Source organism: Symplocastrum torsivum (genome assembly GCF_059505465.1).
In genome coordinates, this window is record NZ_JCACKQ010000034.1 from 1 (window position 1) to 20,221 (window position 20,221).

At 47.0% G+C, this 20,221-nt stretch carries 14 protein-coding genes and 1 pseudogene; 11 read left to right on the plus strand and 4 right to left on the minus strand.

Annotation, left to right across the window (positions count from 1 at the left end; translation table 11 throughout):
- Positions 1–368: 368 nt before the first annotated feature.
- Complete coding sequence (locus AC5JL3_RS11115) at positions 369–2,744, minus strand: GumC family protein (RefSeq protein ID WP_496074553.1); 2,376 nt, start codon at positions 2,742–2,744, stop codon at positions 369–371.
- A 1,049-nt stretch (positions 2,745–3,793) separates the two neighbouring features.
- Here AC5JL3_RS11115 and AC5JL3_RS11120 point away from each other — a divergent pair.
- The 5 genes from AC5JL3_RS11120 (at position 3,794) to AC5JL3_RS11140 (ending at position 10,191) form a co-directional block, all read left to right on the plus strand.
- A complete protein-coding gene (locus AC5JL3_RS11120) occupies positions 3,794–5,074 on the plus strand; it encodes a glycosyltransferase (protein WP_496074554.1) in 1,281 nt (426 codons plus the stop codon).
- Between the two features lie 57 nt (positions 5,075–5,131).
- Positions 5,132–6,478 carry an oligosaccharide flippase family protein gene (locus tag AC5JL3_RS11125; protein ID WP_496074555.1) on the plus strand — a complete coding sequence of 449 codons (1,347 nt, stop codon included), beginning with the start codon at positions 5,132–5,134 and terminating at the stop codon, positions 6,476–6,478.
- A gap of 87 nt (positions 6,479–6,565) precedes the next feature.
- Positions 6,566–7,483, plus strand: a complete 918-nt coding sequence (locus AC5JL3_RS11130; protein ID WP_496074556.1) for a glycosyltransferase family 2 protein — start codon at positions 6,566–6,568, stop codon at positions 7,481–7,483.
- Positions 7,484–7,578: 95 nt separating this feature from the next.
- On the plus strand, positions 7,579–8,721 hold the full coding sequence (locus AC5JL3_RS11135; RefSeq protein ID WP_496074557.1) for a glycosyltransferase family 4 protein: 1,143 nt from the start codon (positions 7,579–7,581) through the stop codon (positions 8,719–8,721).
- 486 nt (positions 8,722–9,207) lie between these two features.
- A complete protein-coding gene (locus tag AC5JL3_RS11140; RefSeq protein WP_496074558.1) occupies positions 9,208–10,191 on the plus strand; it encodes an O-antigen ligase family protein in 984 nt (327 codons plus the stop codon).
- A gap of 365 nt (positions 10,192–10,556) precedes the next feature.
- Here the strand turns inward: AC5JL3_RS11140 and AC5JL3_RS11145 are convergent, their stop codons facing one another.
- The gene (locus tag AC5JL3_RS11145) at positions 10,557–12,257 is read right to left on the minus strand and encodes a GMC oxidoreductase (RefSeq protein ID WP_496074559.1); all 1,701 of its coding nucleotides are present in this window, start codon (positions 12,255–12,257) and stop codon (positions 10,557–10,559) included.
- Positions 12,258–13,029: 772 nt separating this feature from the next.
- Here AC5JL3_RS11145 and AC5JL3_RS11150 point away from each other — a divergent pair.
- Together AC5JL3_RS11150 and AC5JL3_RS11155 are read left to right on the plus strand one after the other, a co-directional pair.
- The gene (locus AC5JL3_RS11150; protein ID WP_192216762.1) at positions 13,030–14,037 is read left to right on the plus strand and encodes a glycosyltransferase family 2 protein; all 1,008 of its coding nucleotides are present in this window, start codon (positions 13,030–13,032) and stop codon (positions 14,035–14,037) included.
- Between the two features lie 47 nt (positions 14,038–14,084).
- Entirely contained in the window at positions 14,085–14,666 is a 582-nt protein-coding gene (locus AC5JL3_RS11155; protein ID WP_496074560.1) for a serine O-acetyltransferase, read from the plus strand.
- Positions 14,667–14,682: 16 nt separating this feature from the next.
- Here the strand turns inward: AC5JL3_RS11155 and AC5JL3_RS11160 are convergent, their stop codons facing one another.
- Complete coding sequence (locus AC5JL3_RS11160; protein WP_496074561.1) at positions 14,683–15,612, minus strand: glycosyltransferase family 2 protein; 930 nt, start codon at positions 15,610–15,612, stop codon at positions 14,683–14,685.
- Positions 15,613–15,647: 35 nt separating this feature from the next.
- Positions 15,648–15,767: pseudogene (locus tag AC5JL3_RS11165) on the minus strand (RNA-guided endonuclease TnpB family protein); the annotation flags it as partial.
- Positions 15,768–16,233: 466 nt separating this feature from the next.
- On the opposite strand from AC5JL3_RS11165, the gene rfbC reads away from it, so the two are divergent.
- The 4 genes from rfbC to rfbB are packed head-to-tail and all read left to right on the plus strand — an operon-like array spanning position 16,234 to position 19,909.
- A complete protein-coding gene (gene rfbC, locus AC5JL3_RS11170) occupies positions 16,234–16,779 on the plus strand; it encodes a dTDP-4-dehydrorhamnose 3,5-epimerase (protein ID WP_496074562.1) in 546 nt (181 codons plus the stop codon).
- Positions 16,776–17,729 carry a dTDP-4-dehydrorhamnose reductase gene (gene rfbD, locus AC5JL3_RS11175; RefSeq protein WP_496074563.1) on the plus strand — a complete coding sequence of 318 codons (954 nt, stop codon included), beginning with the start codon at positions 16,776–16,778 and terminating at the stop codon, positions 17,727–17,729. Before rfbC ends, rfbD begins: the two co-directional genes overlap by 4 nt.
- Complete coding sequence (locus AC5JL3_RS11180) at positions 17,726–18,799, plus strand: glucose-1-phosphate thymidylyltransferase (RefSeq protein WP_496074564.1); 1,074 nt, start codon at positions 17,726–17,728, stop codon at positions 18,797–18,799. Before rfbD ends, AC5JL3_RS11180 begins: the two co-directional genes overlap by 4 nt.
- Before the next feature lie 12 nt (positions 18,800–18,811).
- Entirely contained in the window at positions 18,812–19,909 is a 1,098-nt protein-coding gene (rfbB, locus tag AC5JL3_RS11185; RefSeq protein ID WP_496074565.1) for a dTDP-glucose 4,6-dehydratase, read from the plus strand.
- Positions 19,910–20,221: the final 312 nt, after the last annotated feature.

Genomic DNA, 20,221 nt, shown 5'->3' on the forward strand with positions numbered 1-20,221 from the left:
TAACTAATTAATCCATCGGTTGTTTTCCTCTGACTTATTCAGCAAGCCCTAATTACTTCGTTTATAAGCTATAGCAGTAGCCACGAATGTTAGGACATTAACGGGAGAAGATCGTTCCTTAGAAGTGAGCCTATTTGACTTTCAGCTAACCGCTGAAAGCTGACTGCTATAACTGATGAATATGGTATTCTTGCTTCTTTTTTGCCTTGGTTTATCGTCAATAGTTTCTACGTTGTAGAGCGCTTCCTAGAATGAAGGGTTGAACTTCTATCTGGAAGCATTTACCGCACGCATTGCCACCAATTTTTGTACGGTAGTTGCTTCCGTCCATAGCTACTTTGATGAGAGTCTTACCCTTGGAGTTACGACTATTTTCTGTCCTTAGCTTTGTCAAGTTGGTAATCTGTCCATTTTCCAGCGCCTTGATGAGCGGGTAGTTCTTCCTCAACTAGCTTAAGCCCAGATGTGGATACCGTATTGGATGGACTTTTTGCGCCTTTCCTCACATGATTAGCAACTACTCCCAAAGTTGGTAAGCGGAAAGTATTGAGTTGATTGAGGACTTGCATGACAAGGGAGCGGCTCGTCTTGCCAACACCTACAACCATCAGAATTCCATCTGTATGAGCAGCCAGGAAATTGGCATCCATAAAGCCAACCAAATGAGATGTGTCATAAATAACCAAGTCAAAGGTGGCTTGAAATTCCTCCATCAAATACTGCATTTGAGCTGAGCCAAGGAGTTTGGTGGAGTTGGCTTGGGGTTGACCAGAAGTCAGGACAAACAGATTATCGGCGACTTGCGTTCGCTGGATGAAATCGTTCGGATCTAGCTTTTTAGAAAGGAGGTCGCTGAGTCCTTTTTGGTTGGGTAAGTCTAAGTGGCTGTGTAGCTGAGGCTGACGCAAATTCGCGTCAACCAATAAGACTCGCTGACCCATTGCGGCGGCTGTTTGTGCCAGGTGTAAGGCAATAGTCGTCTTTCCATCCCCGCGAGAAGCTGAGCAAACCGCCAAGGAGCGAACAGGTGGATCTGAAGAGAGAAAACGGATGCTGGCGTAAAGTGAGTCGAAGGCTTCCAAAAATGGAGAAGTCGCTAACTCACTGCCTCCAAGTGCTAGTTCTGAGCCGTTCAAGGTGTTGCTCTTCGGTAATTTTCCGGCATTTTTATAGAGTGGAATCACGCCCAATAGAGGCAATGGGATGGATTCCTTAATCTCCTCAGTCGTGTAAAAGATATTGCGAGATTTCTCAATGAGCAAAGCGGCTCCTACACCCAACAGTAGCCCCAACACGGCTCCCATCATCTGAATATTTTTCGCTTTGCTGGGAACCGGGACAGGTTGACCTGTTGGGTCAAGCGGGACTTGAGGCTGGGAAAAGATTTCCCAAGGCAGACTTGTCTGAGCCGCCTCAACTCGTAGCGTTTCGCGCTGAACCAATAGCTGGTCGCGAGTCCGGGTGGCAATTTCTAATTGCTGCTGGATATCGTTATACTGGCGAATCAGTGTCGGTAGCTGCCGTAGTTGTTGCTCAAAAGAAGCTTTAGTCTGAGCTAGTGCTTGAGTGCGTAGGTCTAGCACTTGAATTTGGTTGGTGGCAGTAACCAGTTGGTTAATCAGGTCTAGGCGAACCGAATTTTGGAAAGCCAGCACTTGAGGATTGCTGGTTGACCCGACGCTGCTTTGCCCCAGAATCCGCTGCGTTTCCTGATTTTGTAGGGATACTAAGTTTTGCCGTTTCGCCTGTAGGGCTTCAACTGTGGGGCTATTCGGCAAAAAGCGAGCTGATTCGACGGCAATCTGATTATCGAGTTCCTGAACCTTTGCCTGGAGTCCTGAGTAGTTTGGATCTTCACTCAAAGCCGATGCTGCGATCGCTTCATCGGGTGTTAGCGCTAACTGGTTTTTAATGTTTGTATAGAGTGTCCTCTGCTCTTGTAGCTGACTTTGGGCTTCTCTTAATTGATTGGAAACTTCACGGATTTGCTCAAATAAGTCTGCGCTTTGCACGTTGGGATCAGTCAGCTTGTACTGCTGTTGCAGCCTTTGCCGTTGCGACTGAAGAGTATCGACTCGCTTCTGCAAGGCGGGAAGTTGGTCTTCAATAAACTTAACCCCTTCACCGATGCGAGACTTCCGTTCGTCAAGGCTGTATTTTAAATATTTGTTAGCTGTTACCTCTAAAACAAATTGGACTTGCTTTGGATCTTCCCCTTGGAAGCTCACTTCGAGCATTTTGGTTGGGTCAGTAATTTTAGGGTCTTCGCTTTGATAGCGTTCAACCACTAACCCCTGCTTGAGTTGCTCATATTCAAACTTGGGATACTTCGTGCGAATTTGCTCAAGAATCTCAGTCAGCATCTTCGGACTCTTTAAGATCTCAAGCTGAGTTGCATAGTCTAGTTCAAAATTGTCTTCCCCAGGTACGTCTCCGTTAGCACGGGTGAGTGACGAGGGGTCAACGGCTCTCGCTTCATTGGTTACAGGTTCGACTAAGAGCCGGAAGTTCCCTTCATAGACAGAGGGGGCGCTTTTAGTTGAATACCAGGCTCCAGCAGTTACCAAACCTGCAATCCCAACAACCAGCAAGGCTTTCCGCTGGACAGTCCTCAAGAGTGGACGCAGATTCAATCCTTTTCTAGGGGGAGCGCTAAACTCTTCTTGGTCTACCGATGGCAATTCCTGCAACTGTCTGCCTCGCTTACTAATTGATAAGATTTGAGAGCCTTGTTCTGTTTCCATTTTGACCTCTGTGTAGTTTGTTGACTTGCACCCCCGACAAAATCCTAATTTGTAGAAGTTCCTAAGGCTTGAGGCAGGAGGGGAATTCCCCTTGTGGCTTCCTCTCGGTTTTGCTAGAGAGTAAAGATAACGCTAAAGTGCTTCTCACTTTACTGGTTTCCCTTCCTCATCAAACTCCATAAGCTTGACTAGCAAGATCCTATAACTTTACAAAATTTAATAAATTTATTTTTATGCCAGCTCTCCTTTGGCAAGGATTGCTTTTTTCCTGACTGACTCTTTGTTGCTTATACCTTACATTTTGCCCTTTCAACTAGCTGGGTAGGGGATTTTGAGAAGAGGGATTAGTCAAACTGAAACTTGTATGAAATCAATAGTTGAGGAGAGCTGCAACTCGACTCCCCAGAAGAGGAGTGGCGATTGTAGGCGACAAGTTCGGATGTAATTGTAACGTCTGTGGCTCAGAATCCTGATCACATCTTGGCATATGCGTAAAACTATCGCTAAGAAGACAGCACGCTGCTCTTGAAAAACTTTCTTTTTTCATGGGCGTAAGAGAACCGAGACTAATTAACACGCCTTGTTTTCTCCTGTTGTCATTGATTCCACTAGAAGGCTTACTGTAACGCCAACTGAATTGGGGTAGTAGCCTGATAATGAGAGTGCTTGAAAACATCTTAAGTATTAAAGTTTAAAGGATTGAAAATTGGCGTTCGTGATTTGATAAAGCCTCTCCGGAGAATCCGTGAATAAATTCACAGAAAATTCACAAAACTAATCGGTCTAAGAAAGGCTGAACCAAGCTTACATCCATTAAATAGTAATAAAATAAACTAGGTTTTATCAAAAATCTGAAGGTATTGACTCTCATAAGCAACATGACTCCTGGAACGTCCGTCAGAAGCGCTGTAGTGATACAGGTAGAGATAGCCAAGTTGAACTCTGGAACTTCTGGATAATAGTTAAAGTCTAAACGCGGCTTGAGAGTTTCAATTCCCCAAGATTCATCAAAAAATGAACCCAAAAATCCCATTTTTCCTAAGTTTACGATGACAATTGCTTATCTAGTTAACCAATACCCTAAGGTTAGCCATAGTTTCATCCGGCGAGAGATTGCTGCGATTGAGGCTTGCGGTATTCGAGTCGTACGTTTTTCCATCCGCACCTGTGGTTCGGAACTCGTTGACGAAGTAGACAAACTAGAGCAAGAATTGACTCAAGTTGTCTTAGAAATTGGGAAGGTAGGCTTGCTTTTTGCCCTACTCTATGTTGCACTAACCAGACCCGTTCGTTTTTTGAGCGCTTTATGGTTAATGCTTCAAGTTGGCTGGTCTTCGGAGCGGGGCATTTTGCGCCATTTTGCCTACTTGGCTGAAGCCTGTGTTCTGATCCGTTGGTTTTCCAAGTTTGGGATCTCGCATGTTCACGCTCACTTTGGCACGAATTCAACAACAGTTGTTATGTTGTGTCATGAACTAGGTGGACCTGCCTACAGCTTTACTGTTCATGGTCCTGAAGAGTTTGATAAAGCAAAAGCGATCGCTTTAGAAGAAAAAATCAAGCGCTCTGCTTTTGTTGTTGCCGTTAGCTCCTTCGGAAAAAGCCAACTGTATCGGTGGTGCGAGTACGACCAATGGTCAAAAATCCAGGTCGTTCATTGTGGTGTAGATGAGCTTTTTTTGAAACAGGAGTATATCCCTGTACCTGACGAACCTCGACTCGTTTGCATTGGCAGACTCAGTGAACAGAAGGGTCATTTACTTTTAATCGAAGCTGCTGGTCAATTAGCCGCCGAGGGGTTGGTGTTTAAGCTGATTTTAGTGGGCGATGGAGAACTGAGAACCCAGATTGAAGCGATGATTGCACAACTGGGTCTTCAAAACCACGTCGAGATTACGGGGTGGGCGAGTAATCCTGAAGTTCAGCAACAACTCCTCGCCTCACGAGTAATGGTGCTACCTAGCTTTGCTGAAGGGTTACCTGTCGTCATCATGGAAGCGCTGGCACTCTCACGTCCCGTAATTAGTACCTATGTCGCCGGAATTCCAGAACTGGTCGAACCTGGTACCTGCGGTTGGCTCGTGCCACCAGGTTCTTTGGAAGCCTTAACGGAAGCGATGCGGACAGCCTTACAAACCCCTGTAGAAAAGCTAGAACAGATGGGACGGGTAGGAGCAGAGCGTGTTGCTCAACAACATAATGCCGCGATTGAGGGCAGCAAGCTAGCCACACTATTTCGGTCTACTATCGAGAAGTCCAAAAACCAGGGGAGCAATGTCGTAAGCCCAAGTGTTCTCTCTACCAGCATCCAAACGCCTAGGAGCAACTGATGTCTAAGCATCGATTGAGACTCTACACATCCTATTTTCCCACCCACTAAAGGAATCATGTCATCACTAAAAAAGCTTGCTATCCGTGGGACAATCTGGACAATCGCTGGCTACGGCACAAGTCAAGCGTTACGACTCGGTGGGAACCTGATCTTAACTCGTCTGCTTGAGCCAGAGTTATTTGGTCTGATGGCTTTGGTCTACGTTTTCATCACAGGTTTACAGCTGTTTTCAGATCTGGGTATTGGTACGAGCGTTGTCCAGAATAAGCGCGGGGATGACCCAGCATTTCTCAATACAGCTTGGACATTACAAGTAGTTCGTGGCATCTTTCTGTGGCTTTGTTCCCTATTGCTCGCTTGGCCAGTTGCCCAGTTCTACAATGAGCAAAAACTCCTGTGGTTAATCCCAGTCGTTGCTCTAACAGCACTGATTTCCGGATTTGAATCCACTGCCATATACACGCTCAACCGCCACATAGCCGTTGGGCAGCTAGCAATGTTTGAGTTTGGGAGGCAAGTGATCTCCTTAACGGTGACAATTATCTGGGCAAGCTTCGATCAGTCAATCCGGGCTCTCGTTATCGGGACACTTGTTTCGGAAGTCGTCGGACTGGTGTGGAGCTATCGGATGATTCCCAACTCGTCGAACCGCTTCGCTTGGGACAAGGAAGCCGCCAAGGAGCTTTTTTCCTTTGGTAAGTGGATATTTCTTTCAACAGCTATGACATTTTTTGCTGAGCAAATGGATCGGCTCATTTTCGGTAAAGTCTTCACACTCGAACTGTTGGGGATTTATGGCGTTGCCCTAACATTTGCTGACTTGCCGCGCAATGTTACAAATGCGATTAGTGGCAAGGTAATTTTTCCCGCTATTTCAAAGCTGACTGACCTTCCTCGTCAAGAAATTCGTGCCAAGCTCCTGCACAACCGCAAGCCCATCCTGCTCGCTGTGACCTTTGGCTTGACAGGGCTGATCTGCTTTGGGGATATCTTAATCAAGGTATTGTATGACAGCCGATACATTGATGCCGCTTGGATGTTGCCAATCCTAGCTCTAGGAATTTGGCCGCGCATGTTGTGCAATACGAATGAGCCGTCCCTTTTTGCAATTGGGAAGCCTCAATATTCAACTGTCGGTCAGGTGACAAGGTTTCTTTGTACTTCGATTGGAATGCTGGTTGGATTTCATTTTTTTAAAGTTCCAGGGGCGATTATCGCGGTTGCACTTAATGACCTTTTCTACTATTCGGTCGTAAACTATGGTCTCTGGCGTGAAGGACTAAGTGGTTTGAGGCAGGACATTTTTGCTACCGCATTGCTTGTGGGGTTGTTAGCTCTCGTGCTGACAGCTCGATTCTCTTTAGGGTTGGGTTTACCTATTGATGGGCTACTTTATCAATAAGAAAATTGATGTATTTGCTTAATTTCTAAATCATCGTGCAGCGAAGTCTGAAATGGCAATATTAGATGAATGGTGAGGTATTAGATTATGGGTGGGCAACTTAGCAAGCTAGATGAAGTATCACTGGTGGTGCGAAACTTTGGGGATGGCTTGGTCTTTGAAGATGTGCTTCATGATTGGTTTCGCTTTTTGGGGGGTAAACCTGGTGAAGTCGTAGTCGTTGATAGTGGAAGTAACGCTCAGACGCAAGCCACTTACTGGAAGTTGTTTCAAGAAGGTCTGATTGATAAATTACAGATCATTCAGCCAACTCACGAAGAGAATAATCACGAGCGAGGTTATATCCAGATCTATACGGCAGGGTCGATCGCTTCTAAGCCTTACTTGTTATGGTTCAATATTGATACCTTGCCCTACAGAGAGGGCTACGACAATTGGTTGGAAGAGTCTATTGATTATCTTGAGCGTGACGACGTTTTTGCGATCGGTGGTGCGTTTAACCTTCCCTCAAAACATCATGATGCTTGGCCAGGATGGTACTTTAGCCACAAGTGCAGCCTGAATTTTGCTTTGATGAAGCGGAGTACATTCATGGCGGCGATGCATGAATATGCGGGTGACTACATTGCTTCTGGCTTCCTGGGAGAAAATCCAGCCGCTGCAACCGATCAGAGCCGATTTTTGCTGGAAGTGGCACTTGAGCAGTACATGCAGCGTCACAAGGTTTACACCTTATGCAAGGTTGAAGACCCGAACTGGACGATATTTCATACAAATACGCATGAAGAGCGCTTGAAGAAGATTCGTGAAAAATACATGGCTCGCCAAGATATTGAACGCTATATGAATGCTGGCTTTTCTGAGGCGGAGCCAATCCCGGAGCGAGCTGTTTATTATGGACAACCGCCAGTAAAGATTGGAGTTGTTAAAAAGTTGCAGATCGGCTTTGGGCAAACACCAGTAGGTCTTTATTGGCGGCAGCTAAAACAAAAGCTAAGTTATTAGAGCAGTGGTGCGACTGTTGAGTTACACAAAACTGGGCTTCTAAATTTTAGACTTTTCTTGTTAATCCCAGTAACGGCTGAGTGAATGTCTTAAACATGAAAATTACATTTGTCCTTCCTTTTGCAGGTTTAGCTGGTGGGATTCGGGTGGCGGCGATTTATGCCGAACGCCTAAAAAAGCGAGGTCATGAAGTCTTCGTTGTCTCTCTCCCTCCCGATCCAATCAGCCCACTCCAGCAGGTCAAGTCTCTCCTGAAGGGTAAGGGTTTGCTCTCTAATAAGGAGGGATCGCACTTTGATGGTGTAGATGTTCCGCACCGAGTCCTTGAGCGCTGTCGCCCTATTACAGATGCTGATGTCCCGGATGCCGACGTGGTCATTGCCACTTGGTGGGAGACAGCAGAGTGGGTAGCGAAGATGTCTGAAGCGAAAGGAGCCAAAGCTTACTTTATTCAGCATCACGAAATCTTTGAAGGGATGCCGAAAGAAAGGGTGGAAGCGACTTGGTCACAGCCTCTGCATAAAATCACGATCTCGAAGTGGTTAGTTGAGCTGTCTCAGGAGCGATACGGCGATCGCAACATTTCCTTTGTCCCGAATAGTGTAGACACAGAGCAGTTTTACGCGCCGCCGCGTGGCAAACAACCTATTCCCACTGTTGGTATGTTATACGCGCCAATTGGTTGGAAAGGGTGTGAGGTTAGCCTGAAAGCCTTTTCCTTGGCAGCTCAAAAGATTCCGAATTTACGTCTAGTTGCCTTTGGCTCGTCAGCTCCTACGGCGGATTTACCTCTACCAGAAGGCACTCAATATATCCAACGACCTGCCCAAAACACCATTAAAGACATCTACGCTAGCTGTGATGTTTGGTTATGCGGGAGTTGGAGCGAAGGATTCCATTTACCACCCCTGGAAGCGATGGCTTGTCGCTGTCCGGTCGTTTCAACGCAGGTCGGTGGACCACTGGACATTGTTAAGGAAGGAGTTAATGGTTATCTTGTGCCGCTTGGGGATTCGACTGCGCTAGCTAACCAGCTAGTTCACGTACTAAGTCTACCTGAAACCGAGTGGCAAACAATGTCGGATGCTGCCTACGCTACAGCGACTCAGTACACATGGGATGATGCTGTCGAACTTTTCGAGGCAGCATTACACACTGCTATAGACCGCCAGCGACGTGGTGACTTCTCTAGGGTAAGCGCACCAAAGGATGTTAGCCCACAGCAAACGCCGATTTGACTCAACCTTGAGCAATGATCAGCCGCTCGGCGGTTATTGTAGGGAAAGCTCTATTCATCTTCGTACCTAGCCAAGCTCATGTCTAGCCCTCAAGCGCTCCTTGTCACGCTCTGCTGGATTCCAGCAGTCCTTTACATCTTCATGCGGTTTCCGCCGCAACGGGCGGTTATTGTGAGTTTCATAGTGGCATGGCTATACCTCCCCGTCGTAAACATTGCTTTGCCAGGAATCCCAGACCTCTCCAAGATGTCGGCAACTTGCTACGGCGTTTTGCTTGCTACTCTTCTGTTCGATGCTGGACGCATCACTTCATTTAAACCGGGCTGGCTTGACCTGCCGATGCTGATCTGGTGCTTCTGCCCGTTTGCTTCATCAATGGCTAATGGTCTGGGTGCGTATGATGGGTTTTCTGCAGCTCTTGATCAAACAGTGACTTGGGGAGTTCCCTATTTTCTGGGGCGGATATATCTTAATAACCTGGCAGGGGTGCGCCAGCTGGCCGTTGGCGTTTTTGTCGGCGGACTAAGCTATGTGCCTTTTTGCCTGATTGAAAGTCGTCTAAGCCCCCAGATGCACCAATGGGTTTACGGCTACCATGCAAGCGTAGACTTTACCCAGGCGTATCGCTTAGGGGGATATCGACCGACCGTGTTTATGAATCACGGGTTAGCGGTGGGTGCGTGGATGATGGCGGCAACATTGGCTGGGATCTGGCTTTGGAAAACTGGCACTATCAAGCAACTCTGGGACATTCCTATGAATTGGCTGGTGATTACATTACTGATCACCTTTGTGTTGTGCCGCTCTACGGGTGCCTATGCCTTACTGGTGATTGGACTCGTCCTTATATTTCTCTCCAATTGGCTTCGCACCGCTCTCCCGGTATTACTTGTGCTTCTGTCTATGTGTATCTATCTATACATTAATTCCATGACCGAAACCTATTTTACCGATCAGCTTGTCACTGTTATGTCCAAGGTGTTTCCTGAAGATCGTGTCTCGTCTGCGGAGTTTAGATTTAATAATGAAGAAATACTGGCAGATAAGGCACGGCAGAGCCTAGTGTTTGGCTGGGGGGGATACGGACGAAACCGTGTATATGAAAGGAACTGGGCAGGTGAGCTGGTAGATATAACGGTCACGGACAGCTTGTGGATTATCGCGTTTGGTGTCAATGGTATAGTCGGCTTGAGCAGTCTAACAGCCTCAATGTTACTGCCTGTTGCCAGCTTATTTGTGTTGCGTTATCCAGCGAGTACTTGGTCTCACCGCAAGATAGCACCTGTTGCTGTACTAGCCTTAGTCTTAGCTTTGTACATGTTGGACTGTATTTTGAACGCCATGATTAACCCAATCTTTGCCCTCACCAGCGGCGGAATATCAGGGCTTGTGCTTAGCGATACAGCAACCAACCAGGTAACACGCAAGCGCTCATCGGTTTCAAGACGTTCTCTGGCTCAACAGAGATAAGACTAACCTAAGTAGCTATAAAATTGAAAAATTAATAAATTCAGAGCTATCCGTTTCATGGACTGGATGAAAACTAATAATTCTGAACAGAAAGAATGGTCTAATAGACCTAGACCAGAAAATTATTCATATGCTCTTAAAGGAGCGCTAATATAAATCATGGTTGCTTTGTCTAATAAAATTAAAGCTGACCCATGGTTTAATCAATCTGAAAGAAATAGATAAGGATTCTTATCCCAAAAAGCAAAAACCTCCCCGTTCACCAAGCTGTTGTGCATCACCCTTGTCTGTATACAGGTAAGGGTGATGTTGCAAGTTGAAGGCGTAATCTACTTAGACTGCCATTCTTTCGGAGAGGTATAGAGTTATGAGGCTGATTCCACCTGTTGTTTCGCCGTTTGGGTTTGTGTATTCATGGTGGCTTTGACCCGATCGGCTATCCGGATTGCCAATGCCACGATTGTCAGAGTAGGATTCCCGTAGCCTCCAGTTGGAAAAACGGCACTGCTAGCAATAAATAAATTAGAGACACCGTGAACCTTACAGTTTTCATCCACAACACCTTGTTTGGGATCGACATCCATACGTGTTGTTCCCAGGTGATGCGATGTCCCAGCGGTTGAAATCACTGGAAGGTCGCCGTCTTGCTCAATCTCGTACCGACCTAAACCAGCACGGGCAATCTCTTCGGCGAATACAGCTTGTGCCCGTTTGACACCTTGAATATCATCCTCACGCCAGCACGTCTGCATTTTCGCTTTCCGTCTGCCGAGTTTATCCAACCCATCTCCCAGCATCACCCGATTGTCGGGATGGGGAGTTTGTTCAGTTTGATGGAGAACCTCGAATACGTTATAAATCCGCTCTTTATTGGGCAGATTTGACCAACCTCCTTGGCTCAGGTTAGGCCAAAAAGGTAGGTCTTTTTTCGTCAACTTGTCGTAGAAAGAACCGGCAATCTCGTCAAGACCTGTTACCACCTTATTCAGATGTTCAAGAGTACCCTTAGCTCCCTCCTTATAGCCACGGGATGAGAAGAGTGCCTTGAGAGAAGAAACGGCTTCTGATGACTGATATTTTATCGGTCTTGGCAAAAGCAACATTGAAACATTCAATAATTGCTCACGACGCATTGCTTCATTGGTAAAAGAGAGTCCTCCCATCACGGTTCCCTTACTCAATTGACGCAGATCGTACAAAGCCATTGAGTCAAACATCTTGGGATTGGAAGGAACAAAAAGACCACCATAGACAAGCGGGTGATCCATAAAGAACCGACCAACCAAATCGTTTTGATTACCCAAACCAGCTTTCTGAGTTTTGTTAGATAGCAACAACAAGTGGGCGCTTTCAACGCCACCTGCCGCCAGAATCACAATTTTTGCCTTAACCCAAAATTGATTGCCTTGTAAGCAAGCGACTCGTACACGGGTTACAGTTTGTGCGGTTTCTTCGGTTTCAAGTTCTACAGCATTAGCGTGGAGATAAGTCGTCACATTGCCGGAACGATTGATTTCGTCACGGTACTCTTTATAGAAAGCTGCACCAGGCCCGAACTGAAACATCCGAGTTGTCACTCGATTCCCAATAAAGGGAAGCTGAGGGCTATTCGCATCTTCCCAATCTTCCGCCTCATAGGTAAAAGGTCCAAGCTTGCAGACCTTTTGCGCCCGTTCATAATAGGAAACGAGATGATCTCTCTCAAAAGGCCAGCCACTGTAGGGGAACCCATCCCGTTTTTCAAAATCTACGTCGTCCAGTGGTACGTGCCTTAAACCCAATTGACCCTTGCTGATGTTGATGCCCCAGTAGCTGGAATTGCCTCCAAACCGACGATTGCGCCTGTCGGGGAACACTTGAACGAAATCTCCTTCCGTTTCAACTTCAGCCAGTGACTCCGTATCTGGGTCAGGCAAGTCAAGCCCACCACTTTCGAGCAAGCAGACTCGGAAGTCTTGTCCGGCTAGTTCCCGTGCGAGAGAAAGTCCAGCAGGACCCGTCCCAACAATACAAACTTCTGTCTCAATTGTTTCCTCGGCGGACAAGGTGCGTGCATCGATTAGCATAAAAAGTTACCTTATTAATGATTATTTAGGTCTCTTTAAGATAGATACGTACTTTCACTGAGGACAATAGTTCTAGAACTTGCCTAGGTTACAGCTTTTTAGTACTTCTCCTCTAAAAATATATTTCCCAATTATCGTCACTGTTGGAACTTGATAGGCGAAATTTTAATAACTTCATCAACTCTTTTATCTGTTGACTAGAGTTTTTTGAGGAATCTTTAATTTCACTCTCACGCTGCGAACTAATCAATTAGCGAAATGCCGGAAAAGGCATGAAATTTTTCTCTATGTATGGCTTCCTAGTGAATGCAAAATTTTTTATAAAGCTACACAGGAATACCCGGTAAAGGCAGGGAATTGTGAGGAGGTTGTGGAGTGTAGGTAGGGGAAACTGAAGAATTGGGCGATAAACCCACTCTGTTGAGCCGAACCTTTTCCTAAAAGGAGTAGAGATATCCCTTGAAAGCTGTCTGTCTATTCAGGTCAGTTGCGATCGCATAAACCAATGATGGACACTTTGTCGAGAGTGCCAGTAAATTTATAAAAGCAGTCGTCTAAAAATTAAGCGACGAGCCTTTTAAACCAACGCGATTTGAGGAAAGCGCGATCGATCTTCTTCTTCAAAGCGGCAGCACTCGCTGAAATGAGACGCTAGCCAAAGAGAGCTTTACTCGTACAGGTCTGCTCTATAGCATCAAGACATAACAACATTTAAGTAATAGTCAATTTTATGCAAGCTGAGTCGCAAAGCACTAAACAGGGTATTACCCCTATGCCTAACGAGATTTCGCCCAATAACCCAACTCCTCTGCTTGTCGTAATCGTTAACTACCGAACACCTAGTCTGACAATTGATTGCCTGCACTCTTTAGTCAGTGAAGTCCAGTCCTTACCAGGTACCCGCGTTGTTGTTACCGACAACGATTCGGGCGATGGGTCAGTTGAAAAAATTGGAGCCGCTATTGAAAGCGAGGGCTGGAGTGACTGGGTGTCGCTGATGCCACTTGAGCGCAATGGTGGATTTGCCTACGGCAACAACGCGGCAATTCGTCCTGCCCTACAGTCATCATCACCCCCTCCCTATATTTTGTTGCTCAACCCTGACACGGTTGTTCGCCCCAATGCCCTCAAAGCGCTGGTGGATTTCATGAATGAACATCCCGATGTCGGAATTGCTGGTAGCCGCTTGGAAGAACCCGATGGTACACCACAGTGTTCTGCCTTTCGCTTTCATACCGTGTTCAGCGAACTGGATTTTGGCTTGAGTCTAGGTTTAGTAAGCAAGTTACTCTCCAGATGGGTCGTTGCGCCTCCTGTTTCTGACGAAATCCATCAAACCGACTGGGTGGCTGGGGCAAGCATGATTATTCGTCGTGAGGTATTTGAAGCGGCGGGCTTAATGGATGAGGAATATTTCATGTATTACGAAGAAGTAGACTTTTGCCTACAGGCGAACAGGTCTGGCTGGAGTTGCTGGTATGTCCCTCAAAGTCGGGTTGTACACTTAGTTGGGCAAAGTTCAGGAGTCACCGACACCAAACGCCCACCAAAGCGTCTACCACAGTACTTGTTTGATTCAAGGCGACGCTACTTTCTCAAGAACTATGGTTTCTTGTACGCCGCGCTAGCTGATGCCTTCAGAGCGTCGGGTTTTGCCCTATGGCGGATGCGTCGGGTGGTTCAGCGCAAGCCGGATAATGACCCCCCGCAATTCCTGACTGACTTACTTCGTAATAGTGTGTTCCTCAAGGGAGGCGTAACAAGCCCTGCCAAGTATTAAGCCACAGTTGGATTCAAAAAAATACGCTGTTCAGCAAAAGACAGATTATGGTCACACAGCCAGACCTGATATCAAGTGTCAACGAACCCGAAACCCCCGCCTTGGGGCTTTGGCAACAAATTAAAGAAGACTGGATTGCTCATGGACGTGATTGGACTAGACCAGGATTTCGGGCAGTAGCGATTCAGCGCTTTGGTGTCTGGAGGATGAAGATCGAACCGAAGATACTGCGAGCGCCTTTTAGCATTCTCTACCGTGCGTTATTTCGCAAAGTCCGGAATACCTATGGGATTGAACTGCCTTATACGGTTCAGCTTGGTCGCCGCGTAATTATTGAACATCAAAGTTGCATTGTTATTCATGGGGATTGTGTGATCGGCGACGATAGTATCATCCGTCAAGGGGTAACACTGGGGAATCGTTACCTAGATCGTCCCTTCGATGCGCCCAAATTGGGAGCGCGTGTCAACGTCGGTGCTGGGGCGAAAATCTTTGGCAATGTCACGATTGGAGATGATGCCAATATTGGTGCCAATGCTGTCGTTTTGTGTGATGTACCCGCCGGAGCAACAGCCGTTGGCTTGCCAGCGAAAGTCATCTCTCCTAAATCTGGGGACAAGACTAGCTGAACAATGCACTCTTCGGTCAAAGCCCTGGGAGTGTCAATCCCGACGCGAAACGTTTAGTCAGCTTTGACAACAGCTCAAGAGCATAGTTCACCAAGCCTTGGGGATAGTGCCGTAGCAGTAAAAACATCACCCGTGCCGCAGCAAGGAATCGCCCTGCTTTGATATGAGCGCCCATCCCATAGGGGAGATAAGGTCCAAAGAGATTCGGCCAGTGTTTTTTTCCAGTTCTGTAGGCGGCTTCGTAGTCCCTATTTCCCTTAATAAATTCCCACTGAGCATCAATCACCTTTAAGGTGGTTTCTACAATTCTGGGAATATTGGACGATAAGTTGTTATCGTGTCGGCGATATTCAACAATCACCTGATTGTGGCAATAAATTGGAAAGGCTCTAGCCACTCGTAGGTAGAATTCATAGTCCTCCGCTGGGTCAAAAGAGCGATCAAACTCACCGACTGATTCAAAAACAGCACGTCGAAACATCACAGTGGCAGGTGGAGAAAGAGACCTCCCAGACAGGATTAACTGATAATTAGCCGTTTCAATCCGCTCTTCGGGTGCCTCACTCAGGAGTGAACCGTCGGCTTTAATGCTTCTAGAAAACCCAAAAACAAAGCCACAATCCGGATGCTCATTCAGGCTGTTCACTCCGACTTCAATCGCTTTGGGCAAAAGGCGGTCATCGTGGTCGAGAAAAACCAGGTAATCCCCCTGACTTTTACGAATCCCAGTATTGCGTGCGATAGACGCGCCTTGATTCTCCTGACGGATGTATCGGACACCTGGGTAACGAGCCGCTACCTCCCCTGTATTATCAGTTGAACCATCATCCACCACAATAATTTCAAACGGTGGATAGGTCTGCGCTAAGGCACTCTCGATCGCTTCTGGCAAAAACTGTACTCCGTTATAGCAAGGAATTATGACTGAAACGATTTTTGTACTCATGAGTTGTCTGAACCCTGGTTTCGAGAAACAGCTTAGCTTATGGATTTCGCCAAATAGTGATTCTTCACCGTATTCTTAATCCTCAAATCTTCGTAGGCTATCAAGTCGTTAGACTGAACTACGCATCTTGCTAATTTCACAGCAAAATCTTTACGCATCACGACTCATAAAGTTTCTGTGAAAGCGCTGGCGTTCTATGTAACTTTTCTGTTATCAATGTGACGTACAACTGGAGCCGCCAAAAGGGTAGAGCTTTCTTTCGAGAGCATTGGAGCAGACGCCTGAAACCAAGTTGCCTTCAGCCATGGGACTAGAGACCTCCAGGAGTAACCACGCTTCGCGCTGTCCGTACAGCGTTTGGTTATCGCTTTTGGAGTCGCGGCGAAGGTGCTACTCTCAACGAGACGACAAATTTCTCGTATCGCCTATGACCCCTGGAGTCGGAAAGCTCGTTATGGTAGTGGGAAATTGTCAGGGCATTATTGGGCAAAGCCAATGTGCTGTGCGTCCTCATCAAGTTTTTTATCTGAACGAAGAGCGCTGTTTCGGAAAAGAATTTGACAACAATCTTTATACAATGCTCAAGAGCGGTTATGTGTTGTCTGTCACGAGGAGACTAGGATGAACATCGTGCCCACGGATATTCCTGAGGTTTTGATTATTGAACCCAGAGTCTTTGAAGACGATCGCGGTTTTTTCTTTGAAAGTTTTAACGAGAAAGCCTTTGCCGAGAAGACCGGAGTCACTAGCCATTTCGTCCAAGATAACCATTCCCGTTCTTCCCAAAATGTCCTGCGCGGCTTGCACTATCAGATTCAGCAGCCTCAGGGAAAATTGGTGCGTGTCGTTGTCGGGACGGTATTTGATGTCGCTGTGGACTTAAGAAAAAGCTCTCCGACGTTTGGTCAATGGGTTAGCTGCTTACTCAGCGCGGAAAATAAGCGATTGTTCTGGGTACCTCCAGGGTTTGCTCACGGCTTTTTAGTCCTCTCGGAGGCGGCGGAATTCTTGTACAAAACGACGGATTACTATGCGCCCCAGCATGAGCGGTGTGTGCTTTGGAATGACCCGGATTTAGCGATCGCATGGCCCGGTGAGGCAGAACCTGTGTTATCGAAGAAAGACTCTTCGGGACAGCCATTCAAAACGGCTGAGGTGTTCTCATGAGTCGAATCTTACTAGTAGGCGCGACGGGACAACTTGGTCAAGAACTGCAACGTACCCTTCCTCCCTTGGGAGAAGTAATTGAGGTGGGGCGTAAGACGATGGATTTAGCCGATGCAAGCAGCATTCGCGAGGTTATCCGGGAAGCGAAGCCCAACTTAATTGTCAATGCGGCGGCTTATACGGCAGTTGACAAAGCCGAAACCGAGAAGGAACAGGCAAATTTAATTAATGCGATCGCACCGACGGTTATCGCCGAGTCAGCTCAAGCGCTTGGGGCTGACCTAATTCACGTTTCTACGGATTACGTGTTTGATGGTCAAAAAAATACCCCTTACACTGAGCAAGATGCAACTAATCCTCTTGGTGCCTACGGTCAATCGAAGCTCGAAGGAGAAGAGGGAATTCAGCAGCAAAGCGATCGCTATATTATCCTTAGAACCGCTTGGGTTTATGGCTCTTATGGTCAAAGTAACTTCGTCAAAACGATGCTAAGGCTCTTTGCGGAGCGTGACGAGGTTCGTGTTGTTGCCGATCAGGTAGGGACTCCTACTTGGGCGGGTGATATTGCACGGGCAATTACGACTCTAGGGCAACACTTGAGCCAAGAACCGGGGAAAGAGGCGAAGGCTACTGGGGAGGTAACCGCGCCAATCAACCACGACTCGACGCTTACAGGTATCTATCACTTTACCAATAGTGGCGTTGCGAGCTGGTACGACTTTGCTGTTGCCATTTTTGAGGAGGCGAAACAACTTGGCTTCCCGTTAAAGGTGCAGCGGATTGTGCCAATCACCACGTCGGACTATCCAACGCCAGCCAAACGTCCAGCTTATTCTGTCCTCTCTGGCACGAAGCTCCAAGCTCTTGTGGGAGACTATCCCCCCCATTGGCGACAAGCACTCAGGCTCATGCTTGACGAATTTTACTCCTATACTCACCAAAGCAAATGAAAGCAATTATTCTCTCCGGCGGTAAAGGGACACGTTTACGCCCTCTGACTTATACGGGGGCAAAGCAACTGGTTCCTGTTGCAAATAAACCTATTTTATGGTATGGGATTGAATCCATTGTTGCGGCGGGAATTACGGAGATTGGGATTATCATCAGCCCAGAAACCGGGGACGAGGTAAAAGCGAAGACAGGAAATGGCGATCGCTTTGGAGCGAATATTACTTATATTCGTCAAGACCAGCCTGCGGGACTTGCTCACGCCGTTAAAATCGCTCAGCCTTTCTTGGGGGACTCTCCCTTTGTGATGTATCTAGGGGATAACCTGATTCAAAGCGACTTGAGCCTATTTTTGGATCACTTTAAAGCCCAAAAACTGGATGCTTTAACAATCCTCAAGTCCGTTGCCAATCCCAGTGCTTTTGGTGTCGCCAAGGTTGATGAGGATGGGCGAGTGTTGCAACTGGTGGAAAAGCCCAAGGTTCCTCCCTCGAATCTTGCCCTGGTTGGCATTTACTTTTTCGACCGCATTATCCACGATGCGATCGCTCAGATTCAACCCTCTGCCAGGGGAGAACTCGAAATTACTGATGCGATTCAATTTTTGATTGACGCTTCCAAAAAAGTAGAAGCGCGTCAACTCGAAGGTTGGTGGCTGGATACTGGGAAAAAAGATGATCTGCTCGAAGCCAATCGCATCATTCTCGACACCTGTCTAACTTCTTCTGTTGAAGGCGATGTTGACGAAAAGAGTCAGGTGATTGGGCGAGTGCAGATTGGTCGTGGTTCTAAAATCGTTAATTGCACGATTCGTGGTCCCGTGACGATTGGCAGCAATTGCCACCTAGAAAACTGCTTTATTGGTCCTTACAGTAGTATTGCTGACTCCGCAACGCTGATTGACGCGGACTTGGAGCATAGTGTGCTTTTACAGGGTGCCCAAGTCGTGGGCATTCATCAGCGGATTGTGGATAGTGTGATTGGACAACGCGCCCATCTGAAGGTTGCCCCACAACGCCCTAAAGCTTTGCGTTTCCTCATTGGTGACGACTGTCAAATTGAGCTTGCCTAATTGATTAAAACGATGACCTATTCTGAACAAGAACAGTCTTTATCTAGAGAACCTCGCCGAATTTTGATTACGGGCGGGGCAGGATTTATTGGCTCGAACTTTGTCCATCACTGGTGTCAGCACTACCCAGAAGATCGAGTGGTTGTGCTTGATGCTCTAACTTATGCTGGAAACCGCTCGACTCTGGCTGATTTAGAAGGAACTGCGAATTTTCGGTTTGTCCAGGGAGACATTTGCGATCGCCCTTTAGTCGAATCCCTACTCCGCGAAGAATCTATCAACACCGTCGCTCACTTTGCTGCTGAATCCCACGTTGACCGCTCAATCTTAGGTCCAGATGCGTTTATTCGCACGAATGTCGTCGGCACGTTTACCTTGTTAGAAAGCTTTCGGCATCACTGGGAAAGTCGAGGACGAAAAGAAACTGACCGCTTCCTCCATGTTTCAACGGATGAAGTCTATGGCAGCCTTGGTTCGGATGACCATCCGTTTACAGAAACCACGCCTTACGCTCCCAATAGCCCCTACTCCGCGTCGAAAGCAGGCAGCGACCATCTCGCTCGCGCCTACTATCATACCTATGGTGTCCCGACCATAATCACCAATTGCTCGAATAACTATGGTCCCTACCATTTCCCGGAGAAGTTGATTCCTTTAATGTGTATCAACATCCTGCTCGGCAAATCGCTGCCTGTCTACGGGGATGGACAGAATATTCGGGATTGGCTGTATGTCGGAGACCATTGCAGTGCGCTAGATGTCGTCATCCACCGAGGTCAACCGGGCGAAACTTATAACGTTGGTGGGAATAACGAAGTCAAGAATATTGACCTCGTTAATATGTTGTGCGAACTGATGAATGAGTTAGCGCCTCACCTCCCAGTCCGTCCAGCACAAAAGCTGATTACCTATGTCAAAGACCGTCCTGGTCACGACCGTCGCTATGCGATCGACGCGACCAAGATTAAAACTGAACTGGGTTGGACTCCTGCTGAGACGGTAGAAGGCGGACTCCGGCGCACGATTGAGTGGTACCTGACGCACCAAGATTGGTGGCAGCCTTTGCTCTCCGAGGAGTATCAAGCCTACTATCGGCAAGTGTATGCCTAGAGCCTGAGAGCCTCCCGTAAGACTAGACGAGACGATATAACGTTTCTCAGTTAAATGAGGTACAGTTCAAGGCTGCTTTCACAAGCGCTACTTGTCAGGAAAACAAAAAAGCTGATGGCTGATAGCTGAGGGCTAACTGCTATAGAACAAGAGAGCTTTTCTTCGTAAACGTTTCCTCTGTTCAATAATCCAAAATGTTCTTATAACGGATTGTCTTACGACTAGTAATGGGACTCGCACTTAAATAACCTACCAATCGCTAAAGAAAATATCCATAGATAAAACCCATTTAGGTGGGATATTATTTTGATG

Excerpts from the sequence above, each read along its gene's own strand:
- AC5JL3_RS11125 (WP_496074555.1), top strand. The coding sequence starts at position 5,132 with ATGTCATCACTAAAAAAGCTTGCTATCCGTGGGACAATCTGGACAATC.
- AC5JL3_RS11135 (WP_496074557.1), top strand. The coding sequence starts at position 7,579 with ATGAAAATTACATTTGTCCTTCCTTTTGCAGGTTTAGCTGGTGGGATT.
- AC5JL3_RS11155 (WP_496074560.1), top strand. The coding sequence starts at position 14,085 with ATGGTCACACAGCCAGACCTGATATCAAGTGTCAACGAACCCGAAACC.
- AC5JL3_RS11150 (WP_192216762.1), top strand. The coding sequence starts at position 13,030 with ATGCCTAACGAGATTTCGCCCAATAACCCAACTCCTCTGCTTGTCGTA.
- AC5JL3_RS11130 (WP_496074556.1), top strand. The coding sequence starts at position 6,566 with ATGGGTGGGCAACTTAGCAAGCTAGATGAAGTATCACTGGTGGTGCGA.
- AC5JL3_RS11160 (WP_496074561.1), bottom strand. The coding sequence starts at position 15,612 with ATGAGTACAAAAATCGTTTCAGTCATAATTCCTTGCTATAACGGAGTA.
- AC5JL3_RS11115 (WP_496074553.1), bottom strand. The coding sequence starts at position 2,744 with ATGGAAACAGAACAAGGCTCTCAAATCTTATCAATTAGTAAGCGAGGC.
- rfbD (WP_496074563.1), top strand. The coding sequence starts at position 16,776 with ATGAGTCGAATCTTACTAGTAGGCGCGACGGGACAACTTGGTCAAGAA.
- rfbB (WP_496074565.1), top strand. The coding sequence starts at position 18,812 with ATGACCTATTCTGAACAAGAACAGTCTTTATCTAGAGAACCTCGCCGA.
- AC5JL3_RS11180 (WP_496074564.1), top strand. The coding sequence starts at position 17,726 with ATGAAAGCAATTATTCTCTCCGGCGGTAAAGGGACACGTTTACGCCCT.
- rfbC (WP_496074562.1), top strand. The coding sequence starts at position 16,234 with ATGAACATCGTGCCCACGGATATTCCTGAGGTTTTGATTATTGAACCC.
- AC5JL3_RS11145 (WP_496074559.1), bottom strand. The coding sequence starts at position 12,257 with ATGCTAATCGATGCACGCACCTTGTCCGCCGAGGAAACAATTGAGACA.
- AC5JL3_RS11120 (WP_496074554.1), top strand. The coding sequence starts at position 3,794 with ATGACAATTGCTTATCTAGTTAACCAATACCCTAAGGTTAGCCATAGT.